The following is a 20,902-nucleotide window of genomic DNA, read 5'->3' as shown; positions in this document are numbered from 1 at the left end:
CGAGCGGCAGGCATTTCGTTATTTCAGAGGTTGCAAGCCAATGGTTATGGACGTCAACGAGATCCGTGAGTATCTCCCGCACCGCTATCCTTTCCTGCTGATCGATCGTGTCATGGACCTGACCCTTGGCGAGTTCATCGTCGCGCGCAAGAACGTCAGCATCAATGAGCCGTTCTTCAATGGTCACTTCCCGGAGCACCCGATCATGCCGGGCGTTCTGATCGTGGAAGCCATGGCTCAGGCGGCGGGTATTCTCGGTTTCAAGACCGTCGACAAACGTCCCGCCGATGGCTACATCTATTATCTCGTCGGAAGCGACAATGTGCGCTTCAAGCGCCCGGTGATGCCGGGTGACCAGCTCGAGATCAGCGCCCGCGTGCTGCGCGAGAAGCGTGGCATCTGGAAATTCGCCTGTCAGGCCAAGGTCGACGGCGATCTGGTCTGCGAGGCCGAAATCATCTGTGCCGAGAGGAAGGTCGCTTGATACATCCTACTGCCATTGTCGATCCCGGCGCCCGCCTGGCCGATGATGTCGAGGTCGGCCCCTTTTGCGTGATCGGGGCTGATGTCGAGATCGGCGCTGGCACGGTGGTGGGGCCGCATGTCGTCATCAAGGGCACCACCGTCATCGGTGAGCGCAACCGTATCTTCCAGTTCGCGTCAGTGGGCGAGGACTGTCAGGACAAGAAGTACGCCGGTGAGCCGACGTGCCTGGAAATCGGGGATGACAATGTCATCCGCGAGGGCGTGACCCTGCATCGCGGCACCGTCCAGGATGCCAGCCTCACGCGTATCGGCAGTCGCAACCTGTTCATGGCCTACTCGCATGTCGGCCATGACTGCATCATCGGTGACGACTGCATCATGGCCAATCAGGCGACGCTGGGTGGCCATGTCCATCTCGGCAACCACGTCATTCTGGGTGGCCTGTCGGCGGTGCATCAGTTCTGCCATATCGGTGAACATGCCATGGCGGGTGGTGGCTCCATCATCACCAAGGACATCGCGGCCTTCGTGATGGTCAATGGCCATCCGGCGGAAGCGCATGGCCTCAACAGTGTCGGCCTCAAGCGTCGTGGCTTCAGCCGCGAGACCATCTCCGCGCTGAACACGGCCTACAAGACGGTCTTCCGTCAGGGCCTGACGCTGGCGCAAGCCCTCGAGCAGCTGGAAGCCGAGCCGCCGCTGGCCGAGCGCGATGTCTTCATCGCCTCGCTCAAGGCGTCCACTCGCGGTCTGACTCGCTGAGCATGCGCATCTACCTGGTAGCCGGGGAGCTCTCCGGTGACATTCTCGGTGCCAGCCTGATGCGCGCGCTCAAGGCGCGCTATCCCGATGTCGAGTTCCGTGGCATCGGGGGGCCGCGCATGCAGGCCGAGGGCTTCGACAGCCTCTATCCGCTGGAAACGCTGTCGGTGATGGGGCTGGTCGAGGTGCTCAAGCATCTGCCGGCGCTGATCAAGGTGCGTCGCCATCTGTTGCGCGACGCCCTCGAGTGGCAACCCGACGTGATGATCGGCATCGATGCCCCGGACTTCAATCTGGGGCTCGAGCTGCGCCTGCGCAAGCAGGGCATCATCACCGCGCACTACGTCAGTCCCTCCGTGTGGGCCTGGCGTCAGGGGCGCGTGAAGACCATTCGCCGCGCCGTCGACCGCATGCTGACCTTCCTGCCCTTCGAGGCCGCCTTCTATCGTGAGCATCAGGTGCCGGTGACCTTCGTCGGCCATCCACTGGCCGATGAATTGCCGCTCGAGGATGATCGCGCTGCTGCCCGTGAGCAGCTGGGGATCGACCCGCAAGTGCAGCTGCTGGCGGTATTGCCGGGTTCCCGCGCCAACGAGATCCGCTTTCTCGGCGAGACCTTCCTGGCCGCCATCGAGCGTCTCTGTCAGCGTTATCCCGGCCTTGAGGTGGTGATCCCGGCGGCCACGCCGCTGCGGCGTACCGAGCTCGAGTCGTTGATGGCGGAGCGCGAAGGGCTGGATCGCAGTCGCATCCATCTGGTGGATGGCCAATCGCGTGAAGCGATGACCGCCGCCGATGCGGTGCTGCTGGCATCCGGCACAGCGGCGCTCGAGTGTCTGCTGTGTCATCGCCCGATGGTAGTGGCCTATCGCATGGCGCCGATGACGCACCGCATCGCGCGGCATATGGTCAAGACAGAGTGGATTTCCCTGCCCAATCTGATCGCCCGCGAGACGCTGGTGCCGGAGCTGATCCAGGACGCCGCCACGCCGGAGTCCATCGAGGAAAGCCTTGCGCCATTGCTGTCACGTGCCGCCGGTGACGTCGCCCGCCAACGAGAGCTGCGTGAGCGTTTCACCGCCATGCATCGTGAACTGACCTGTGATGCCAGCGCCGCGGCCGCCATCGCCATCGGTGAACTGGCAGGACGCTGATCTCGCGTGTCGCCGCCAGACATTGCGCTACCCTTGATTGAATCACCTCGACAGGCAGATCGCATTGGCGCTCTGCCTGTTGTCTTACGCCTCGAGATATCATGACCGACTCTGCCGACAGTCACACCACCACGCCTTCTGCGCGCAAGCGTAAACCCGCCGATGATTTTCCGCCGCTGGTGATTCCCTATCAGGGGCAGTTGCTGGCCGGTATCGACGAGGTCGGGCGTGGGCCGCTGGTCGGCCCGGTGGTGGCGGCAGCGGTGATTCTGGACCCGAATGACCCCATCGAGGGCATCACGGACTCCAAGAAGCTCAGCGAGAAGAAGCGTCTGGCGCTCTACGAACAGATTCGGGCTCGTGCCTGGGCGTGGTCGATCGCCGAGGCCACCAGTGACGAGATCGATGAGCTGAATATCTATCAGGCCACGCACCTGGCCATGCGCCGCGCCATCGATGCACTGGGCGTGCGCCCGGAATACCTGCTGGTGGATGGCAACCGCCTGCCGGGGCACGAGATTCCCGGTATGGCGGTGGTGAAGGGCGATCTGCGCCACGCTGCCATCGGTGCGGCCTCGATTCTGGCCAAGGTGCATCGCGACGCCCAGATGGCAGCGCTGGATTCATGCTTCCCCGTCTACGGCTTCGCGCGTCACAAGGGCTACCCGACTCGCGAGCATCAGGCCGCCATCGAGGAACATGGCATCCTCACCCTGCACCGCAAGAGCTTCGGGCCGGTCAAGCGGCTGTTCATGTCGGGGCACGTGCCACAGGCCGTGCCGTCGGACGCGCTGATCGCGCTTCCGGCCCCGCAGGCAGCGATTCCAGAAACGCCGACGCCAGAACTGGATGAGAGCGCCGCGTCGGCAGCGCCGAAGACAGAGCTTCAGACAGAGCCGATGTCAGAGACGAGCGCGATGCTGAGCGAGGCAAGCGAGACAAGCCAGCAGCCCACGGCAAAAAAGCCGCCAGCCGTGGTCTGACTGATGCCAGTGAGACCACGGCATCCCCGTCAGTCGAGCCTGCTCGGCCAGATGCTGCGCCTTCAGATGCCATGCCTTCAGGCGATGGCGCTGACAGGCTATCCTTGAAGCACGAGCCCGAGCCCGAGCCCGAGCCCGAGCCTTCAGCCTCGCAGCCGCCGACAGCACCAGCCGCAATCGAATCCTTCACCGTCACGCCGACTTCACGAGCCGATTCCATGACCACGCCCTTTGTTCACCTGCGCGTTCACACCGAGTTCTCCCTCGTCGATGGTCTGCCCGGCGTCAAGCCGCTGATCAAGGCGACCGCCGCGGCGGGCCAGCCGGCTGTCGCGGTGACTGACGAGGCCAACCTGTTCGGGCTGGTCAAGTTCTACTCCAATGCGCGCGCTGCCGGCATCAAGCCGATCATCGGTGCCGACATGTGGCTGATCAATCCCCAGGATGCCACGCGCCCGTATCGCCTCACGCTGCTGGCGATGAACGACACCGGCTATCGCAACCTCACCGAGCTGATCTCGCGCGGCTGGACCGATGGTCAGAAGCAGGACCGCGCCTACCTCGAGAAAGAGTGGATCTTCGAGCAGGCCGAGGGCCTGATCGTGCTGTCCGGAGGCCGTGAAGGCGAGATCGGCCGTCATCTGCTGTCGGACCACGAGGACAGCGCCCGGGCGCTGCTCGGTGAATGGAAGGCGGTGTTCGGGGATCGCTTCTATCTGGAGCTGACCCGCACCCAGCGTCAGTACGAGGAAGAGTGTCTGCACCTGTCGGTGGCGCTGGCCGAGGCCACCGATACGCCGGTGGTCGCTACCAATGATGTGCGCTTCCTCAAGCGTGAGGACTACTGGGCCCACGAGACGCGTGTCTCCATCGGCGAAGGCAAGGCGCTGGATGACCCGCGGCGCGAGACCCGCTACAGCGATGAGCAGTACCTTAAGAGTGCCGAGGAGATGAGCGAGCTGTTCTCCGACATTCCCGAGGCGCTCGAGAACAGTGTGCTGATCGCGGCGCGCTGCTCGGTGACCGTGCAGCTGGGCACCTACTTCCTGCCCGAGTTCCCGGTGCCGGAAGGCATGACGATGGACCAGTTCTTCCGCAAGGTCTCGCATGATGGTCTGACGGAGCGCCTCGAGAAGCTCTATCCGCGCGACAAGCATCCACGCGACAGCGAGGCCTGGGCCGAGATCGAGCAGCGCTACCGCACGCGGTTGGACTTCGAGCTCGACATCATCCTGCAGATGGGCTTCCCCGGTTACTTCCTGATCGTCATGGACTTCATCCAGTGGGGCAAGGACAACGGCGTGCCGGTAGGACCCGGCCGTGGTTCCGGTGCCGGCTCGCTGGTGGCCTATGCCCAGAAGATCACCGATCTGGACCCACTGGAATATGACCTGCTGTTCGAGCGCTTCCTGAACCCGGAACGTGTCTCCATGCCCGACTTTGACGTCGATTTCTGCATGGAGAAGCGTGACCGCGTGATCGATTACGTGGCCGAGCGCTACGGGCGCAACGCGGTCTCGCAGATCGTCACCTTCGGTACCATGGCCGCCAAGGCCGTGGTACGTGACGTGGCGCGCGCCCAGGGCAAGCCGTACTCGTTGGGCGACAAGCTCTCCAAGCTGATTCCCTTCGAGGTCGGCATGACGCTGGAGAAGGCCATTGAGCAGGAGCCGCAGCTCAAGGAATTCATCGACAACGACGAGGAAGCCCAGGAAATCTGGGAGATGGCGCTCAAGCTCGAGGGCACCACGCGCGGCACCGGCAAGCACGCCGGGGGCGTGGTGATCGCGCCGACCAAGCTGACCGACTTCGCGCCGCTGCTGTGTGATGAAGACGGCAGCGGTCTGGTGGTCCAGTTCGACAAGAACGACGTCGAGGAGGCCGGGCTGGTCAAGTTCGACTTCCTGGGGCTGCGCACCCTGACCATCATCGACTGGGCGACCGAGATGGTCGACAAGATCCGTGAGCGGGAAGGGCTGGCGCCGCTGGATATCGATGACATTCCGCTGGATGACGCCAAGACCTTCGACATGCTGCAGAAGGCGGAGACGACGGCCGTCTTCCAGCTGGAATCCCGCGGCATGAAGGAGCTGATCAAGAAGCTCAAGCCCGATTGCCTGGAAGACATGATCGCCCTGGTGGCCCTGTTCCGTCCCGGCCCGCTGCAGTCCGGCATGGTGGATGACTTCATCAACCGCAAGCACGGTCGTTCCGAAGTGTCTTATCCACACCCGGATTACCAGCATGAGCTGCTCAAGCCGGTACTGGAGCCGACCTACGGCATCATCCTGTACCAGGAGCAGGTCATGCAGATCGCGCAGGTGCTGGCCGGCTACACGCTGGGCCAGGCCGACATGCTGCGCCGTGCGATGGGCAAGAAGAAGCCGGAAGAGATGGCCAAGCAGCGCGCCGGCTTCATGGAAGGCTGTGCGGGCAAGGGCATCGACAAGGACCTGGCCGGCAACATCTTCGACCTGGTGGAGAAATTTGCCGGTTACGGTTTCAACAAGTCGCACTCGGCGGCCTATGGCCTCGTCTCCTATCAGACGGGCTGGCTGAAGGCGCACTATCCGGGGCCGTTCATGGCTGCGGTGATCTCGACCGAGATGCAGACCATCGAGAAGGTGGTGCCGCTGATCGAGGAGTGCCGCCATATCGGCCTCACGGTCACGCCGCCGGATGTGAACCTCGGTGGCTACAAGTTCACCGTCGACCTGGAAGGGCGCGTCGTCTACGGCCTGGGCGCGATTCGCGGCGTGGGCGAGGGCCCGATTGATGCCATCGTCAGCGCGCGCGCCGAAGGTGGCCCGTTCAGTGACATCTTCGACTTCTGCAAGCGCATCGATGCCAAGAAGATCAACAAGCGCACCCTGGAAGCGCTGATCCGCTCCGGCGCGCTGGACAATATCGGCCCGTCGCGTGCGGTGCTGATGCTGGCGGTGGAGGATGCGCTCAAGGCCGCCTCCCAGAATCACGCCAACAATGATGTCGGCATCACCGACATGTTCGGCGATGCCTTCAGCGAGCCGGAAACCGATGTCTACGCCGGCTATCGCAAGGCGCGCGAGTGGACCGACAAGGAGCGTCTCACCGGCGAGAAGGACACGCTGGGGCTCTATCTGACCGGCCATCCCATCGATGAGTACGAGGGTGAGCTCAAGCGCTTCATCAATGCGCGCATCAGTGACCTCAAGCCGTCGCGGGAGCCGCAGCGCATCGCCGGGCTGGTGATCGCCATGCGCACCATGAAGTCCAAGCGGGGCGATACCATGGCCTTCGTGACCCTGGACGACCGCACCGGGCGTATCGAGGCCTCGATGTTCGGTGAGCTCTACGATCAGGTGCGCAACAAGCTGGTGCCTGACAGTGTGGTGATCGTCGAGGGCGAGGTCAGCCAGGATGACTATTCCGGTGGCCTGCGTCTGCGTGGCAAGGACGTCACGCCGATCATCGATGCACGGGCGCGCTTCGGCGAGGCGGTCGAGATGAGCATCGCCGCCGAGGACATCGGTGGTCGCTTCACTCAGCAGCTGACCACCTTGCTGACGCCACACCTGGCCAGCGAAGGCCTGCCGATGCGCCTGCGTTATCGCAACGCGGCAGCGGAGGCCTGGCTGGAGCTGGGCGAGCAATGGCGCGTTGCGCCCAGTGACGAGTTGTTGATCCAGCTGGGTGAGGTGGAAGGCCAGCGCGGTGTGCGCCTCAAGTACCGTGATTGAGGTGCTGGCCGACAGGATGGTGCCTGCCTCGCCAAGCGGCGGGGCAGGCTCAGCATCGAGATGAGCGGCGTGGGCGCAGAGTTAATCCATGCCTAACAGGCGGGCAAGGTTTGCACCTGTCGAACAGGGTGCGATAATGCCTGTCCATCTTTTCCGTACCCAATTCCATGCCGACTGTGACCGCCGCGAGCCACAGATCGCCTGAGCGTGTGCTCAGGGGGAGTGACCCGGCCGACTCGCTTTCCTGGCTGCCCGAGACGACGAACGAAACGCCTTATGAATCCCAATTATCTGGACTTTGAACAGCCGATCGCCGAGCTGCAGGCCAAGATCGAGGAACTCCGTCTGGTCGGTAACGACTCCCAGGTCAACCTGTCTGACGAGATCGCTCGCCTGCAGGAAAAGAGCACCAAGCTCACCGAGTCCATCTTCAAGGACCTCGGCGCCTGGCAGGTATCTCAGCTTGCACGTCACCCGCAGCGCCCGTATACCCTCGACTATCTCGAGAACCTGTTCACGGACTTCGATGAGCTGCACGGCGACCGTCACTATGCGGACGACGAAGCGCTGGTCGGCGGTATCGCGCGTCTCGATGACAAGCCGGTGATGGTGATCGGTCACCAGAAAGGTCGCGACGTGAAGGAAAAGGTGCGTCGCAACTTCGGCATGCCGCGTCCGGAAGGCTACCGCAAGGCCTGCCGTCTGATGGAGATGGCCGAACGCTTCAAGATGCCGATCCTGACCTTCATTGACACCCCGGGTGCCTATCCGGGTATCGGTGCCGAGGAGCGTGGTCAGTCCGAGGCCATCGCCTACAACCTGGCGGTGATGTCGCGTCTGAAGACGCCGATCATCTCCACCGTCATCGGTGAGGGTGGTTCCGGCGGCGCACTGGCGATCGGCGTGTGTGACGAGCTGAACATGCTGCAATACTCCACCTACTCGGTCATCTCGCCGGAAGGTTGCGCCTCCATCCTGTGGAAGAGTGCCGAGCGTGCCGCCGATGCCGCTGATGCGATGGGCATCACTGCCTCGCGCCTCAAGGAGCTGGGCTTCGTCGACAACCTGATCAAGGAGCCGCTGGGTGGCGCACACCGCAACCCGCAGTCCGCCGCCGACAGCATCAAGGCTGCGCTGGGCGAAGGTCTGGAGCGTCTTGGTGCTCTGGATACCGATGCCCTGCTGGAGCGTCGTTACCAGCGCCTGATGAGCTACGGCGCCCCGGCATGATCCCGGCGCCTCTCGCGTGATGCGCGATCGGCTCATGCCCGTGTGACCAGGACGCCTCCGGATTCTTCCGGGGGCGTTCTTGCGTTCAGGGCCGGCGTTTCCTCCTCTCATTTCCTTCATCCGCTTCGCGACAGGAGCCTGACATGTCTCTGTCCTCTTCACTGGATTCGGTGTGCCTGCGCGCTCAACCGCTGAGCGAGATGGCGGAGTCACGCGCACTCGTCGCCGTGCGTGAGGCGCTCGAGGCCAGCGATGCCAGCCGCACGGTGTGGATCGCGCTCTCGGGCGGGCTGGATTCGGTGATGCTGGCGAGGTTGGCTGCCAGGGCGGTACAGGGCTGCCCGCGGCGACTGCGCCTGGTGCATGTGCATCATGGCCTGCAGGCGGCCAACGATGCGTTCGAGCAGCTGGCGCGCAGGCTGGCCTCGCGTCTCGGGCTGCCGCTGAGCGTGCGTCGTCTGGCGCTGGCCGAGGCGGCACTCAAGTCGCGAGGGCTGGAGGCGGCAGCGCGCGAAGGGCGGTTGGCGGCACTGAGCGCCTGCCTGGCGGCGGGGGATAGCCTGTGGCTGGCGCAGCATCAGGATGATCAGGCCGAGACGCTGCTACTCAACGCGCTGCGTGGCAGTGGTGGGCGCGGGCTGGCGGCCATGCCGCCTGAGCGGGCGCTGGCCGTGGACGAGGCATCCCCCGGGCGGGGCCAGACCGCCCATGAGCGGGCACGACTGCTACGGCCGCTGTTGGGTATCCCACGCCATGAAATCCAGACATTGGCGAGCCAGCAGGGCTTGCAGGCCGGGCACGACTGGTGCGAAGACCCCAGCAATGTCGATCAGCAGTTCGATCGCAACTACCTGCGCCACAGTGTCGTGCCGCTACTGCGGGCGCGCTGGCCGCAGGCCGTGGCCAGCCTGGCGCGTTCGGCGCAGCAGTTGCAGGAAGAGCAGTCACTGCTTGATGAGCTGGCGGCCGAGCTGCTGGCGAAGGTTCAGGTGACAGGCGTGGAGCGCGTAGCTCAGAGACAGGCGCAGGGGCGGGAGCAAGAGACGCGGCTGTCACTGGCGGAGCTGGCAGACTTGAGTGAGCCACGCCAGCGGCTGGTCCTGCGCCATCTATGCCAGTCGCGCGGCTGGCCGGTGCCACCGCGCGGGCGCTTGATGAGTCTGCAGCGGTTGATCGCCACGCCGCCCGACTCGGTGGCCGAGGTGCACTGGGCCAATGCCGAATATGCCGTCAGCGTGCGCGCGTGGCGCGGCCAGCTGTGGTGGCAGGTGTCAGATACCGTTATTGAGCAGGGTGTGCGTCATCGACAAGGCGATACCGGCTGCGGGAGAAGTGGTCGCCAACCCGGTGAGACGCCTTCCTCTGAGTGGGATGCTGAGGCGTGCAAGGCATGGCGGGCGCTGGGGAGGGGGGAAGAGCATGTTGCCTTCACGTCGCGTCAGCCGGGAGATGTGCTGCGAGTGGCAGGGCGGGGGCGGCGCGATATCAAGCGCTTGCTGCAAGAGGCTGATATCCCGCCGTGGCAGCGTGACCAGCTGCGTGTGGCACGCATGCACGACGGGACAGTCGCGGGGCTGTGGCACCCCTCGCGGGGCTGGTGGCTACTGGCCTCACTCGCTCGGCAGTGAGGCCAACGGGCGATCTCGCCGATGTCTTGCTCGGCGCTCGCTCAGGAATCGGCCAGTGTCAGCGTCATGCCGGCGGCTTTCTGCAGCTCGCTTTCCTGGCTGAGGTCATCGTTGATCAGGCTGTGATCGCGATATTCCTCGGTCAGATTGAGCGTCAGGTCGTCGCCTTTGGCGCTGAGATGCATGCCGAGCACCGGCGCTTCCGAGCGTGAATGGTTGAGCATCACCGCCATGCGCAGCAGGCGTGCCAGACGCGCCAGACGCGGTTGCTGCGGCTCCGGCAGCGCCGCCAGTTCATTCTTGGGGAACTTGCGGCGGTGGGCGCGGACCAGGAAGGCCAGCGCGCGCTGTTCCGGACGCGAGAAGCCGAGCAGGTCGGAATGCTCGAGCAGGTAGGCACCATGGCGATGGAACTGACTATGGGAAATCGCCTGGCCGACTTCGTGGAGTTCGGCGGCCCAGCTCAGCAGCTGACGTGACGTGGACCCCAGCGCCCAGTCGCCGGCGACCTGATCGAACAGCTGCAGGGCGGTGTCGCGCACATTGCTGGCGTGGCGGGTATCGATGCCGTAACGACGCTGCAGCGACTCGATGGCCGACAGGCGTGAATCCTCCGGCGTGTTGCGTCCGATCAGATCGAACAGCACGCCTTCACGCAGCGCGCCGTCGGAGTAGCGCATCTGCTCCAGTCCCAGTGCCTCGAAGACACCGCACAGGATGGCGATGCCCGCCGGGAAGACGGTGGCGCGATCGCTCTTCAGGCCCGGCAGACTGACCTTGTCGAGACGTTTGAACTCCAATAGCGCCGCGCGCAGCTTGTGCAGTCCTTCACGTGTGACCATGCCATGCGGTGCCCAGCCATGCGCTTCCAGCACGTTGGCGGCGGCCTTGATGGTGCCGGAGGAGCCGACCGGGTCATCCCAGCCCATCTCGCGATAGGTGCGCTGGATGCTGGCCAGTTCCGAGCGTGCAGCCAGCTCGGCGCGGCGCATGCGCTTCTCGCTGATCTCGCCATCCTGGAAGAAGGCCTTGGTATAGGCGACACAGCCCATGTGCAGGCTTTCCAGCAGCTGGGGCTCGAACTGCTCACCGATGATGAACTCGGTGGAACCACCGCCGATATCGACGATCAGGCGCTTGCCGTGCACATCGGCCAGTGCATGCGCCGCGCCCAGATAGATCAGGCGGGCTTCTTCGCGCCCGGCGATGATCTCGATGGGATGCCCCAGCAGGTCCTCGGCACGCTCGATCAGCTCTTCACTGTTGTGCGCGGCGCGCAGGGCGTTGGTGCCCACGACCCGCAGATGGTCGGCCTCGATGCCATCGATGAAGGGCGCGAACTGGGCGAGGCAGTTGAGGGCGCGCTCCATGGCTTCTTCGCTGAGCATGCCGTCTTCGTCCAGCCCTGCCGCCAGCTGGACCTTCTCACCCTGCTTGGCCACGACCTGCAACTGCCCCGCCTGATGGTTGGCCAGCAGCAGGTGGAAGCTGTTGGAACCCAGATCGATGGCAGCCAGCTTCAAGAGCGGGGCCTCGTTGCCGGCACTGCCTTCATCAGAGGCGGCGGGTTGCGGGTGCTGGGAGGGTGCTGATTCACTCAAGGGCGGAGTCCTTAACGGCGGGTCATTCATGGCAGGCATCATGCACTGCCTCCTTCACGCCAACTCCTGCGACGGCTTCCTTGCGTAACGATCATGGCGCAATTGAAGTTGTCGTGAGCGTGGGCGGCCACCGGACGCGAGCCTGTTGCCGGGCGATGAAGCTGGCAGCAGAGCAGGGCGATGACTCTCGCAAGATTGCGGCGACTGGCCAGAGGTGTCAAACCGGCGGCACACACGGCTGGGCCCGCCACGAGGGACTGGCGGCACATTCAGCGCATGGGGCATGCTATTCTAGCGGCGTGATGTGACAGAACGACGAAGTCGCGGGTCATCATCACGCACAATGAGTCGCAAGCCATCACGCAGCAGAATCAGCAAGACCAACCGGGTCTGGGAGATAACGTCGCGATGAGCGAACGTGTGGTACCGATTGCAGAAAGGGACTTCGAATCCGTGGTGCTGGAAAGCGAGCATCCGGTGCTGGTGGATTTCTGGGCTTCCTGGTGCGGGCCGTGCAAGAGCGTGGCACCGACGCTGGAATCCCTGGCAGAGGAATACGAAGGGCAGCTCAAGATCGTCAAGGTCGATGTCGATGAAGCCCCTGAGCTTGCCGCCCGTTTCGGCGTGCGCGGTGTGCCGACATTGATGCTGTTTCTGGGAGGCAATGTCGAAGCCAGCAAGGTGGGCGCCATGCCGCGCGCGCAGCTGGCAGCCTTTCTGGATGCCAATCTGTGAATCGGGTCTTGCCGCCGCCAGGTGCCTTGAGGCGACAGTGAAAGCGCCACGTCAGCGGCGGCTATCACAGCACTGGCTGGCCGGTGGCGAGCTATTCAGGCAGCGCCGGATGCGCCACCAGGCCGCCGGGGCTTGCGTTCAGGGGCTGGCTTGACTACCATCGAGGCGTTCGCCTGATTACACGCTCTCTGATTGCGTCATGTCGACCGTCCCACGGTCCCCCAGTTGTCAGCCAGCCCTCTGGTAATGCTGCCCGCGACACGCCGGCCAGCCACCAGGCGATTCATACCGCTAGATTCCATATCGAGAAGACTTTTCTGTCAGGAAGCATGACGCTCCGTGTCCCTTCGACCGGTCCGTCGTCGCTGGACATCCGTAGCTCGACACTCCGTTGCTGAATTCGTTGTTCGGCCGTGGTGAGTGATCTTTCCTGAACTTTTGGCACCTGTCTTCATCCAGCTCAGGCGCTTGCCTCCGGGAATGCTGTCGAGTTCTGTCTGCACCTTTGCAGTGCCGGTCCTTGCCTTCTGCCCGTCTTCTCGATTCCCTTCTTATCTATCAGCCCTGCTGACCTGAGCCACGTTCAAACAAAACCGATGAATCTTACCCAACTCAAGCAAAATACTGTCCCCGAACTGCTGGAACTTGCCCAGACGATGGGCATCGATAATCTGGCACGTTCGCGCAAGCAGGACATCATCTTCGCCATCCTCAAGAAGCACGCGAAAAGCGGTGAGGACATCTACGGCGACGGCGTTCTGGAAATCCTGCAGGACGGCTTCGGCTTCCTTCGCAGTGCAGACTCTTCCTACCTCGCGGGCCCTGATGACATCTACGTTTCACCGTCCCAGATCCGTCGCTTCAATCTGCGCAAGGGCGACACCATCTCCGGCAAGATTCGTCCGCCGAAGGAAGGGGAGCGTTACTTCGCGCTGCTCAAGGTCAATCAGATCAACTTTGACCGCCCCGAGAACGCCAAGCACAAGATCCTGTTCGAGAACCTGACGCCGCTGTTCCCGCAGTCGCGCCTGCTGATGGAAATCGGCAACGGATCCACCGAAGACATCACCTCGCGCATCCTTGATCTGACCGCGCCGATCGGCAAGGGCCAGCGTGGCCTGATCGTCTCGCCGCCCAAGGCGGGCAAGACGATGATGCTGCAGAACATCGCCGCCTCCATCACGCGCAACAATCCCGAATGTCACCTCATCGTGCTGCTGATCGATGAGCGTCCCGAGGAAGTCACCGAGATGTCGCGCACCGTGCGTGGCGAAGTCGTGGCCTCCACCTTCGATGAGCCGCCGGCCCGTCACGTCCAGGTCGCCGAGATGGTGATCGAGAAGGCCAAGCGTCTGGTCGAGCACAAGAAGGATGTCGTCATCCTGCTCGATTCCGTGACCCGTCTGGCGCGTGCCTACAACACCGTGGTGCCGTCTTCCGGCAAGGTGCTGACCGGTGGTGTCGACGCTCACGCGCTCGAGAAGCCGAAGCGCTTCTTCGGTGCCGCGCGCAACATCGAAGAAGGCGGCAGCCTGACTATCCTCGCCACGGCGCTGGTCGATACCGGTTCCAAGATGGACGAAGTCATCTTCGAGGAATTCAAGGGCACCGGTAACATGGAAGCCCACCTCGACCGCAAGCTGGCCGAGCGTCGTGTCTTCCCGGCCCTCAACATCCGTCGTTCCGGTACGCGTCGTGAAGATCTGATCGCGTCCGAGGATGAAATGCAGCGCATGTGGATCCTGCGCAAGCTGCTCAACCCGATGGAAGATGTGGCGGCCACCGAGTTCCTGATCGATCGCCTGAAAGATACCAAGACCAATCTCGAGTTCTTCGAGGCCATGAAGCGCCGCTGATCGACACTTGGCCCAGCCGGTTGGCTGGCCATGTTCTCGACAGTTGCTTGTAATGTGCTTGCCAGGACGCCCACTTCCTCCCCGGGAAGTGGGCGTCCTGCGTTGCTGACCTGCCGAGTGCCGGCTGGCAATGGTATGCTCGGGACTTGATCAAGCCGAGCGGAAACTCCCATGCAGTATCGAGACTTACGCGATTTCATCGCGGCGCTGGAAGAGAAGGGCGAACTCAAGCGCATTCGTGCCGAGGTGGACCCCTATCTGGAGATGACCGAGATCTGCGACCGTACTCTGAAGGCGGGCGGTCCGGCGTTGCTGTTCGAGAACGTCAAGGGTCACAGCATGCCGGTGCTGGGCAATCTGTTCGGCACGCCGCGGCGCGTGGCGCTGGGCATGGGCCAGGAATCCGTCGAGGCGCTGCGCGAAGTCGGCGAGCTTCTGGCCTTCCTCAAGGAGCCGGAGCCGCCCAAGGGCTTCCGGGATGCCTGGGACAAGCTGCCGATCTTCAAGCAGGTGATGAGCATGGGACCGAAGAAGGTCAAGCGTGCGCCCTGTCAGGAGATCGTCCTGGAAGGGGATGATGTCGATCTCGACATGATTCCGATCCAGCACTGCTGGCCCGGAGATGCTGCGCCACTGGTGACCTGGCCACTGGTGATCACGCGCGGTCCGCACAAGGAGCGCCAGAATCTCGGCATCTATCGCCAGCAGAAGCTCGGCAAGAATCGCCTCATCATGCGCTGGCTGGCACATCGCGGCGGCGCGCTGGACTTCCGCGAATGGCAGAAGGCCCATCCGGGCGAGCCCTTCCCGGTCGCGGTGGCACTGGGTGCCGATCCGGCCACCATCCTCGGCGCTGTCACGCCGGTGCCGGATTCACTCTCCGAGTATGCCTTTGCCGGTCTGCTGCGCGGCTCGCGCACCGAGCTGGTCAAATGCGGCCTGTCGGATCTCGAAGTCCCGGCCAGCGCCGAGATCATCCTGGAAGGCTATTTGTATCCGGATGACGTGGCACCGGAAGGCCCTTACGGCGATCACACCGGCTATTACAACGAGGTCGAGACCTTCCCGGTCTTCACCATCGAGCGCATCACCCATCGGCGCGACCCCATCTATCACTCCACCTATACCGGGCGTCCGCCGGATGAGCCGGCGATTCTCGGCCTGGCGCTCAATGAAGTCTTCGTGCCGATTCTGCGCAAGCAGTTCCCGGAGATCGTCGACTTCTATCTGCCGCCGGAAGGCTGCTCCTACCGCATGGCGGTCGTGACGATGAAGAAGCAGTACCCCGGCCACGCCAAGCGCGTGATGATGGGGGTCTGGAGCTTCCTGCGTCAGTTCATGTACACCAAGTTCGTGATCGTGCTGGATGATGATGTCGATGCCCGCAAGTGGGAAGATGTCATCTGGGCCATCACCACGCGCATGGACCCGAGCCGTGATACCGTTCTGGTCGACAATACGCCGATCGATTATCTGGACTTCGCCTCGCCAACGGCGGGTCTTGGTTCCAAGATGGGCATGGACGCGACCAACAAGTGGCCCGGCGAGACGGACCGCGAGTGGGGCGAGCCCATCGTGATGAGCGAAGAGATCACATCCCGTGTCGATGAGCGCTGGGACAGTCTGGGCATTCTGGACTGATTCCGCGACTGACCATCAACACCCATGCATTTACCCTGCTGTTGCGCGACGCGCTGGCGGCAGGCATCAGATAACAAGAGGATACGATGACGGCGCGGACCCTGACCTGTCATGTCGAGAGTGTGGAAGATCTGACCCCGGACGTGTTTCGTGTGCGCTTCGCTGCACGTCCCGAGGCTCTGGCGCACGCGCCGGGCCAGTATCTCGAGATGAAGCTCGATGACACCACCTGGGTACCGTTCTCCATCGCCAATGCCGCCAGTGATGATGGCGTGCTCGAACTGCATATCCAGCATTGGCCGGAGCGCAGCAATTCCGCGCGTCTGCGCAGCCTGCTGGTCGCGGCCAATCAGCTTGAGCTGCGTCTGCCCAGTGGTGAGTGCGTGCTGGACCTCGATGACCCCAGCCCCATCGTGCTGATCTGTGCCGGCACCGGGTTCTCGCAGATGCACGCCATGCTGCAGGCGGCGTTTGCACGTGGCCTGACCCAGCCCATCGAGCTGTGGTGGGCGGCGCGCGAGCGGCGTGATCTGTATCTGGAGAGTGCGGCGCTCAACTGGGCCGCCAGTCAGCCCAACTTCCGTTATTTCCCGGTGCTGGAAGAAGCGCCGGAAGTCGGTGATGCCCACCATCGCGCGCTGGAAGCGGCCGGTGTCGAGGCCGCGTTCAATGGCCATCTGGGGCGTATCGATGAGGCGCTGCGCAAGCACGCGGGCAGCATGGCGGGCAAGCGCGTCTATCTGTCCGGCTCGCCGGGCATGGTCTATGCCTGTGTCGATGCGCTGACGCCATTGGGTGTCGAGGCCAGTGCGCTGAGCTCCGATGTGTTCAGCTATGCGCCACGCGAGCCGCTGCTGGACCCGTCGCTGGTCCGTGCCTGAAGCTGCCTGACATTGCTTGAAGCTGCCTGACCTTGTTTGAAGGAGTCGAGTGAATGAGTCAGTCCCCGATACTGATCACCGGTGGCGCCCAGCGTCTGGGGCGCTATTGTGCTGAGCGATTGATCGATGATGGTCATCCGGTCATCATCAGTTATCGACGCGAGCGGGAAGAGCTCGACGCCCTGCGCGCGCTGGGCATTCGCACCGTGCAGGCGGACTTCTCCAGCGAGGCAGGCATCCAGGCCTTCATCGCGGCGATTCGTGAGCTGACGCCGACGCTGCGGGCCATCGTGCACAATGCCGGCGACTGGGCGCCGGATGGCGACGGCGAGGGGCAGGGCGAGCTGTTCGAGCACCTCTTCCGTGTCCACATGCAGGCGCCGTATCTGATCAACCTGGCGTTGCGCGATCTGCTGGAAGCCGGAATCGAGACGCAGGCGGACATCGTCCACATGAGTGACTTCGTGGTCCAGAAGGGCTCGCGCAAGCATGCGGCCTACGCGGCCAGCAAGGCGGGGCTCGAGAATCTGACCTTGTCGTTCGCGTCGATGTTCGCGCCACGCATCCAGGTCAACACCATCGCGCCGGCGCTGATCATGCTGCGCCCGGACGATGATGATGACTATGCCGAGCGTGCGCGTGCCAAGTCGTTGATGCAGCAGGTGCCGGGGCCGGGCGTCATCTGGCAGGCATTGCGCTATCTGCTGGATAGTCCCTATGTCACCGGCACGACCCTGCCGGTGGATGGTGGCCGCCACCTGCGCTGATAGCTTCTGTCAGCGAGTCTTCAGGCTATCGTTCTTGGCATTCGAGGCGTGACATTCGAGACCTGAGCACAGTACGAAAAAAGCCCCCGCTGAGATGCGAGGGCTTTTTTCGTTGTTGCGATTGTTTCTGCGGTCGTCGTGCGATCGTTGGCGCGACATCCTGCACTGGCGAAGCGCTTACAGGATGTGGCGGCCTTCGACCGGCGTCAGCTGACCTTTCTTGAGGGTCGGGCCCATCTGGTTGCCGGAGGGGGCGCCCTGCGGGTTTTCCAGCGTGATCACCAGATCGCTGTCGGGGAAGGCGGCCAGATACTCCTTGGGCACCTCGACCTTCATGGTGCCGGAGTGCGGCAGGATGCCCAGTGACATCGGCTCCTTGCCATCCTTGGCCATCAGCCACAGCTCGCAGACCTTGCCGGGGGCCGGTGCCTCGGGCCTGACGGCCTGCACCATCATCTCGCCCGAGTGGGAGGCGTTGACGATCCAGCCGGGGCTGCTGTCAGAGTTGTTGACCACGAACACGTAGTCGCTCTCCATGCTCGCGTTGTGTCCCAGGCTGAAGGTCAGGGTGACCGCCAGTGCCAGGCTGAACGCCGTGGCGGTCATGCCCTGCCACAGGCCCAGGCGACGCCACCAGGGCTGACGGGCGGTGCCCGTCGCCTCGGCGATGCCTTGCCAGACATGGGCCGGTGGCGTGACGGGGGAAAGCTGTTCATTGAACACGTTGAGATGCTCGCGCCAGCGCTCCACATCACGTTGCAGGTCGTGGCTGACGGCCAGCAGTGACTCGAATGCCGCGCGCTCGTCGCGTGTCAATGTGCCGAGCGCATATTCGCCCGCTGCGGCTTCGCGCAGTTCCGGGTCGCTCAGATCAAATGACTCATGCATGTCTTCAACCTCTCGAGTCCACGACGGACCCAGCTCTTGACGGTGCCCAAGGGCTGGTCCAGTTGATTGGCCAGATCCTGGTGGGTGAGACCTTCGAAATAGGCCAGTTCCAGGGCGCGGCGCTGATCGTCATTCAGCTCGGCCAGGCACTGGTGGAGTTCACCACTGTGCTGGGCCAGGTCGACATCTGCCTCGATATCACTCCGCCCCGGCATGGCAGCGATCAATTCATCGCTGTCATGCTCACTGGGTCGCTGTCGACGTATCCAGTCGATGGCGATATTGCGGGTCATGGTGCCGAGCCAGGTCATCGGGCGGGCGCGGCCGGCGTCATACTGGCCGGCGGCGGCCCATACCCGGATGTAGACCTGCTGAAGACAATCCTGCGCGGATGCCTCATGTCTCAAGATACGCAGCAACTGAGCGTATAGATGCGCACTGGTTGCTCGATAGAGCTGATCCAGTGCCTTGGCATCCTGCCGGGCGCATCCCGACAGATACTCAATCAGTGCATCATTTCGGGAATCCTGCATGCATGCATTCCAAGCTGTGGGCGCGGTGTCAGGCACCGCTGGACGAATGCGTGTTGCCGATCATGTTGCTCGACAACCAAAGATTATACTGATGCCACTTCAGGCTGATAGCCCTTATTTATGCGTGCGGGCAACGGTTTGTTGCCGGTTCACGCTTGCGCAGGACGATCTGGAGTGCAAGGATAGATCCATTACCTTTTTCATCGTCACTACTGGATATCGGCCCGACCCATGAATCAGACCATCAGCCACCGCCCGTCCACTTTCGCTGCTTGCCCTTCGGGCCAGGTCGCGGCGGCGTGTGCGGCCGGCTATTGGTATTGGTTTACACAGGGGCGCGCCTGAGGTTACGGCGCGCCTGTCTCGTACGGGCTGCCACCACCTTGAAGAACCCCCGGTCGCAGCCACGGCCGGGGGTTCTTGCGTTTCGGGCCTTGCGAAATCCATGACGAGAGGCATGTCACCCTAACGTGCCGACAATGATTGCAGCATGAATGACGAGAGGAATGACCATGTGCACCACTATCCTGACTACCCGCTTTTCTCTTGCCTCCGCTCGGGTCGTGCATGGTTATTGGCGCTGGCGATTTAGCGGCGTCCTGCCTCTTTCCGCTGTCACCGCGGGGCAGGGCGAGCAACACCGGGGTGACGATTCGCGAAGTCCCTGTCTGTCAGAATGAATATTGCGTGATGGAGCCGAGGCTTCATCACAGGAGAAAAGACCATGAACGCCAGCCTTGAACGCGTGTTGACCGCCAACCCGCACACTGCCGACGCTACTGCTGACCCCTTGACTGCCGAGAACGCCACCGTGACCCGCTCTGATGCCGCCCAGACACCGACCACACCCGGACGCATCAGTCGTGAAGCCCTGCCCAGCGCCAGCGAATTGCGCGAGCAGCTGCCGGTGGACGCCGACCTGGCCGGCCAGATTCGCCAGCATCGCGATGAGATCAATGCCATTCTCGACGGCGACGATGATCGTCTGCTGGTGGTGGTCGGGCCGTGCTCCATCCATGATCTCAAGGCCGCGCGCGAGTATGCCCAGCGCCTGGCGGTGATCGAGCCGCAGGTGCGTGATCGCCTCAAGCTGGTGATGCGTGTCTATGTCGAGAAGCCGCGCACCACGGTGGGCTGGAAGGGGCTGGCCTATGATCCGCATCTGGACGGCAGCGATGACATGGCCACCGGCCTGCGTCAGGCCCGCGAGCTGATGCGCGAGATCAACCAGCTGGGCCTGCCGGTCGCGACGGAGCTGCTGCAGCCGCTGACCGCCGCCTACCTGGAAGACCTGCTCGGCTGGGCGGCCATCGGCGCCCGCACCACCGAGTCGCAGATCCATCGCGAGATGGCCTCCGGCCTCGGCTGTGCGGTGGGCTTCAAGAACGGCACTGACGGAGGCGTCGAAGTCGCCGTGCAGGCCATCGGGGCGGCGGCGCATGGGCATCGCCACTTCGGCATGGATGACTGCGGGCGTCCGGCGCTGATCGAGACCGCGGGCAATCCGCATACCCATGTGGTGCTGCGCGGCGGCCATGGCCAGCCCAACTATGACGCTGCCTCGGTGGCCGCCTGCCGGCGTGAGCTGGAAGGCGCTGGCCTGACGCCGCGCCTGATGGTCGACTGCAGCCACGCCAATTCCCGCAAGGACCACCGCCGCCAGAGTGAGGTGATGCTGGATGTGCTCTCTCAGCGCCTGGCGGGGGATGATGCCTTGATCGGCGTGATGCTCGAGAGTCACCTCAATGAAGGCAAGCAGGCCTTGCCGGCAGCGGAGAAGCTTTCCCAACTGCGTCATGGCGTGTCCGTCACCGATGCATGCCTGGGCTGGGAAACCACCGAGCACCTGCTGAGCCTGGCCGCTGAGCGCCTGCGCGAGGCTTGATGCCAGGTCTCACAGATCAGGTCTCACACATCAGGCCTCAGGCGACAGGCTCAGACGTCAGGCTCGCGCTTCGGTGGAAGGATGACGTCGCGCTTGCCTGATGTTTGCTGAATTGGTCGGCTTGTCCTGAAACTCCCAGCGCCCAACGGTCGA

The 20,902-nt window shown here is 63.4% G+C and carries 15 protein-coding genes and 1 pseudogene; 13 read left to right on the top strand and 3 right to left on the bottom strand.

What is annotated here, in order from left to right:
* The first annotated feature begins 40 nt into the window (after positions 1-40).
* The 7 genes and pseudogenes from fabZ (at position 41) to tilS (ending at position 9,962) form a co-directional block, all read left to right on the top strand.
* Positions 41-484, top strand: a complete 444-nt coding sequence (gene fabZ, locus F8A90_RS15685; RefSeq protein ID WP_043333010.1) for a 3-hydroxyacyl-ACP dehydratase FabZ — start codon at positions 41-43, stop codon at positions 482-484.
* Positions 481-1,248, top strand: coding sequence for an acyl-ACP--UDP-N-acetylglucosamine O-acyltransferase (gene lpxA, locus F8A90_RS15680; protein ID WP_200017874.1), 768 nt, complete (start codon positions 481-483; stop codon positions 1,246-1,248). Before fabZ ends, lpxA begins: the two co-directional genes overlap by 4 nt.
* A gap of 2 nt (positions 1,249-1,250) precedes the next feature.
* On the top strand, positions 1,251-2,402 hold the full coding sequence (gene lpxB / locus F8A90_RS15675; RefSeq protein ID WP_200017873.1) for a lipid-A-disaccharide synthase: 1,152 nt from the start codon (positions 1,251-1,253) through the stop codon (positions 2,400-2,402).
* Between the two features lie 101 nt (positions 2,403-2,503).
* Positions 2,504-3,148, top strand: a pseudogene (gene rnhB, locus F8A90_RS15670) (ribonuclease HII); the annotation flags it as partial.
* A 455-nt stretch (positions 3,149-3,603) separates the two neighbouring features.
* The gene (gene dnaE / locus F8A90_RS15665; RefSeq protein ID WP_200017870.1) at positions 3,604-7,104 is read left to right on the top strand and encodes a DNA polymerase III subunit alpha; all 3,501 of its coding nucleotides are present in this window, start codon (positions 3,604-3,606) and stop codon (positions 7,102-7,104) included.
* A gap of 276 nt (positions 7,105-7,380) precedes the next feature.
* Complete coding sequence (gene accA, locus F8A90_RS15660) at positions 7,381-8,334, top strand: acetyl-CoA carboxylase carboxyl transferase subunit alpha (protein ID WP_043333001.1); 954 nt, start codon at positions 7,381-7,383, stop codon at positions 8,332-8,334.
* A 143-nt stretch (positions 8,335-8,477) separates the two neighbouring features.
* Positions 8,478-9,962, top strand: coding sequence for a tRNA lysidine(34) synthetase TilS (gene tilS / locus F8A90_RS15655; RefSeq protein ID WP_200017868.1), 1,485 nt, complete (start codon positions 8,478-8,480; stop codon positions 9,960-9,962).
* Between the two features lie 41 nt (positions 9,963-10,003).
* Here the strand turns inward: tilS and ppx are convergent, their stop codons facing one another.
* Positions 10,004-11,593, bottom strand: a complete 1,590-nt coding sequence (ppx, locus tag F8A90_RS15650; RefSeq protein ID WP_200020081.1) for an exopolyphosphatase — start codon at positions 11,591-11,593, stop codon at positions 10,004-10,006.
* Positions 11,594-11,971: 378 nt separating this feature from the next.
* On the opposite strand from ppx, the gene trxA reads away from it, so the two are divergent.
* The 5 genes from trxA to folM all read left to right on the top strand — a co-directional run bounded on the left by trxA (position 11,972) and on the right by folM (position 17,443).
* Positions 11,972-12,298, top strand: coding sequence for a thioredoxin (gene trxA, locus F8A90_RS15645; RefSeq protein WP_166018619.1), 327 nt, complete (start codon positions 11,972-11,974; stop codon positions 12,296-12,298).
* Positions 12,299-12,894: 596 nt separating this feature from the next.
* Positions 12,895-14,154: a transcription termination factor Rho gene (gene rho / locus F8A90_RS15640; protein ID WP_043332997.1), complete on the top strand. Its 1,260-nt coding sequence runs from the start codon at positions 12,895-12,897 to the stop codon at positions 14,152-14,154.
* 171 nt (positions 14,155-14,325) lie between these two features.
* Positions 14,326-15,795, top strand: coding sequence for a 4-hydroxy-3-polyprenylbenzoate decarboxylase (gene ubiD / locus F8A90_RS15635; protein WP_054556519.1), 1,470 nt, complete (start codon positions 14,326-14,328; stop codon positions 15,793-15,795).
* 86 nt (positions 15,796-15,881) lie between these two features.
* Positions 15,882-16,676, top strand: a complete 795-nt coding sequence (locus tag F8A90_RS15630; protein ID WP_200017863.1) for an FAD-binding oxidoreductase — start codon at positions 15,882-15,884, stop codon at positions 16,674-16,676.
* A 53-nt stretch (positions 16,677-16,729) separates the two neighbouring features.
* Positions 16,730-17,443, top strand: a complete 714-nt coding sequence (gene folM, locus F8A90_RS15625) for a dihydromonapterin reductase (protein ID WP_166018621.1) — start codon at positions 16,730-16,732, stop codon at positions 17,441-17,443.
* Positions 17,444-17,620: 177 nt separating this feature from the next.
* Here folM and F8A90_RS15620 read toward each other — a convergent pair whose 3' ends face one another.
* On the bottom strand, positions 17,621-18,331 hold the full coding sequence (locus F8A90_RS15620) for an anti-sigma factor (RefSeq protein WP_200017862.1): 711 nt from the start codon (positions 18,329-18,331) through the stop codon (positions 17,621-17,623).
* Entirely contained in the window at positions 18,310-18,864 is a 555-nt protein-coding gene (locus F8A90_RS15615) for a sigma-70 family RNA polymerase sigma factor (RefSeq protein WP_166018623.1), read from the bottom strand. The genes F8A90_RS15620 and F8A90_RS15615 overlap by 22 nt, the downstream gene beginning before the upstream one ends.
* Positions 18,865-19,588: 724 nt before the next feature.
* On the opposite strand from F8A90_RS15615, the gene F8A90_RS15610 reads away from it, so the two are divergent.
* On the top strand, positions 19,589-20,749 hold the full coding sequence (locus F8A90_RS15610) for a 3-deoxy-7-phosphoheptulonate synthase (protein ID WP_200017861.1): 1,161 nt from the start codon (positions 19,589-19,591) through the stop codon (positions 20,747-20,749).
* The last annotated feature ends 153 nt before the right edge of the window (positions 20,750-20,902 follow it).

It is taken from the genome of Cobetia sp. cqz5-12 (assembly GCF_016495405.1).
Classification (GTDB): Bacteria; Pseudomonadota; Gammaproteobacteria; order Pseudomonadales; family Halomonadaceae; genus Cobetia.
The sequence above is the reverse complement of the archived record's forward strand: the minus strand, read 5'-3'. Positions and strand labels throughout refer to the sequence as shown.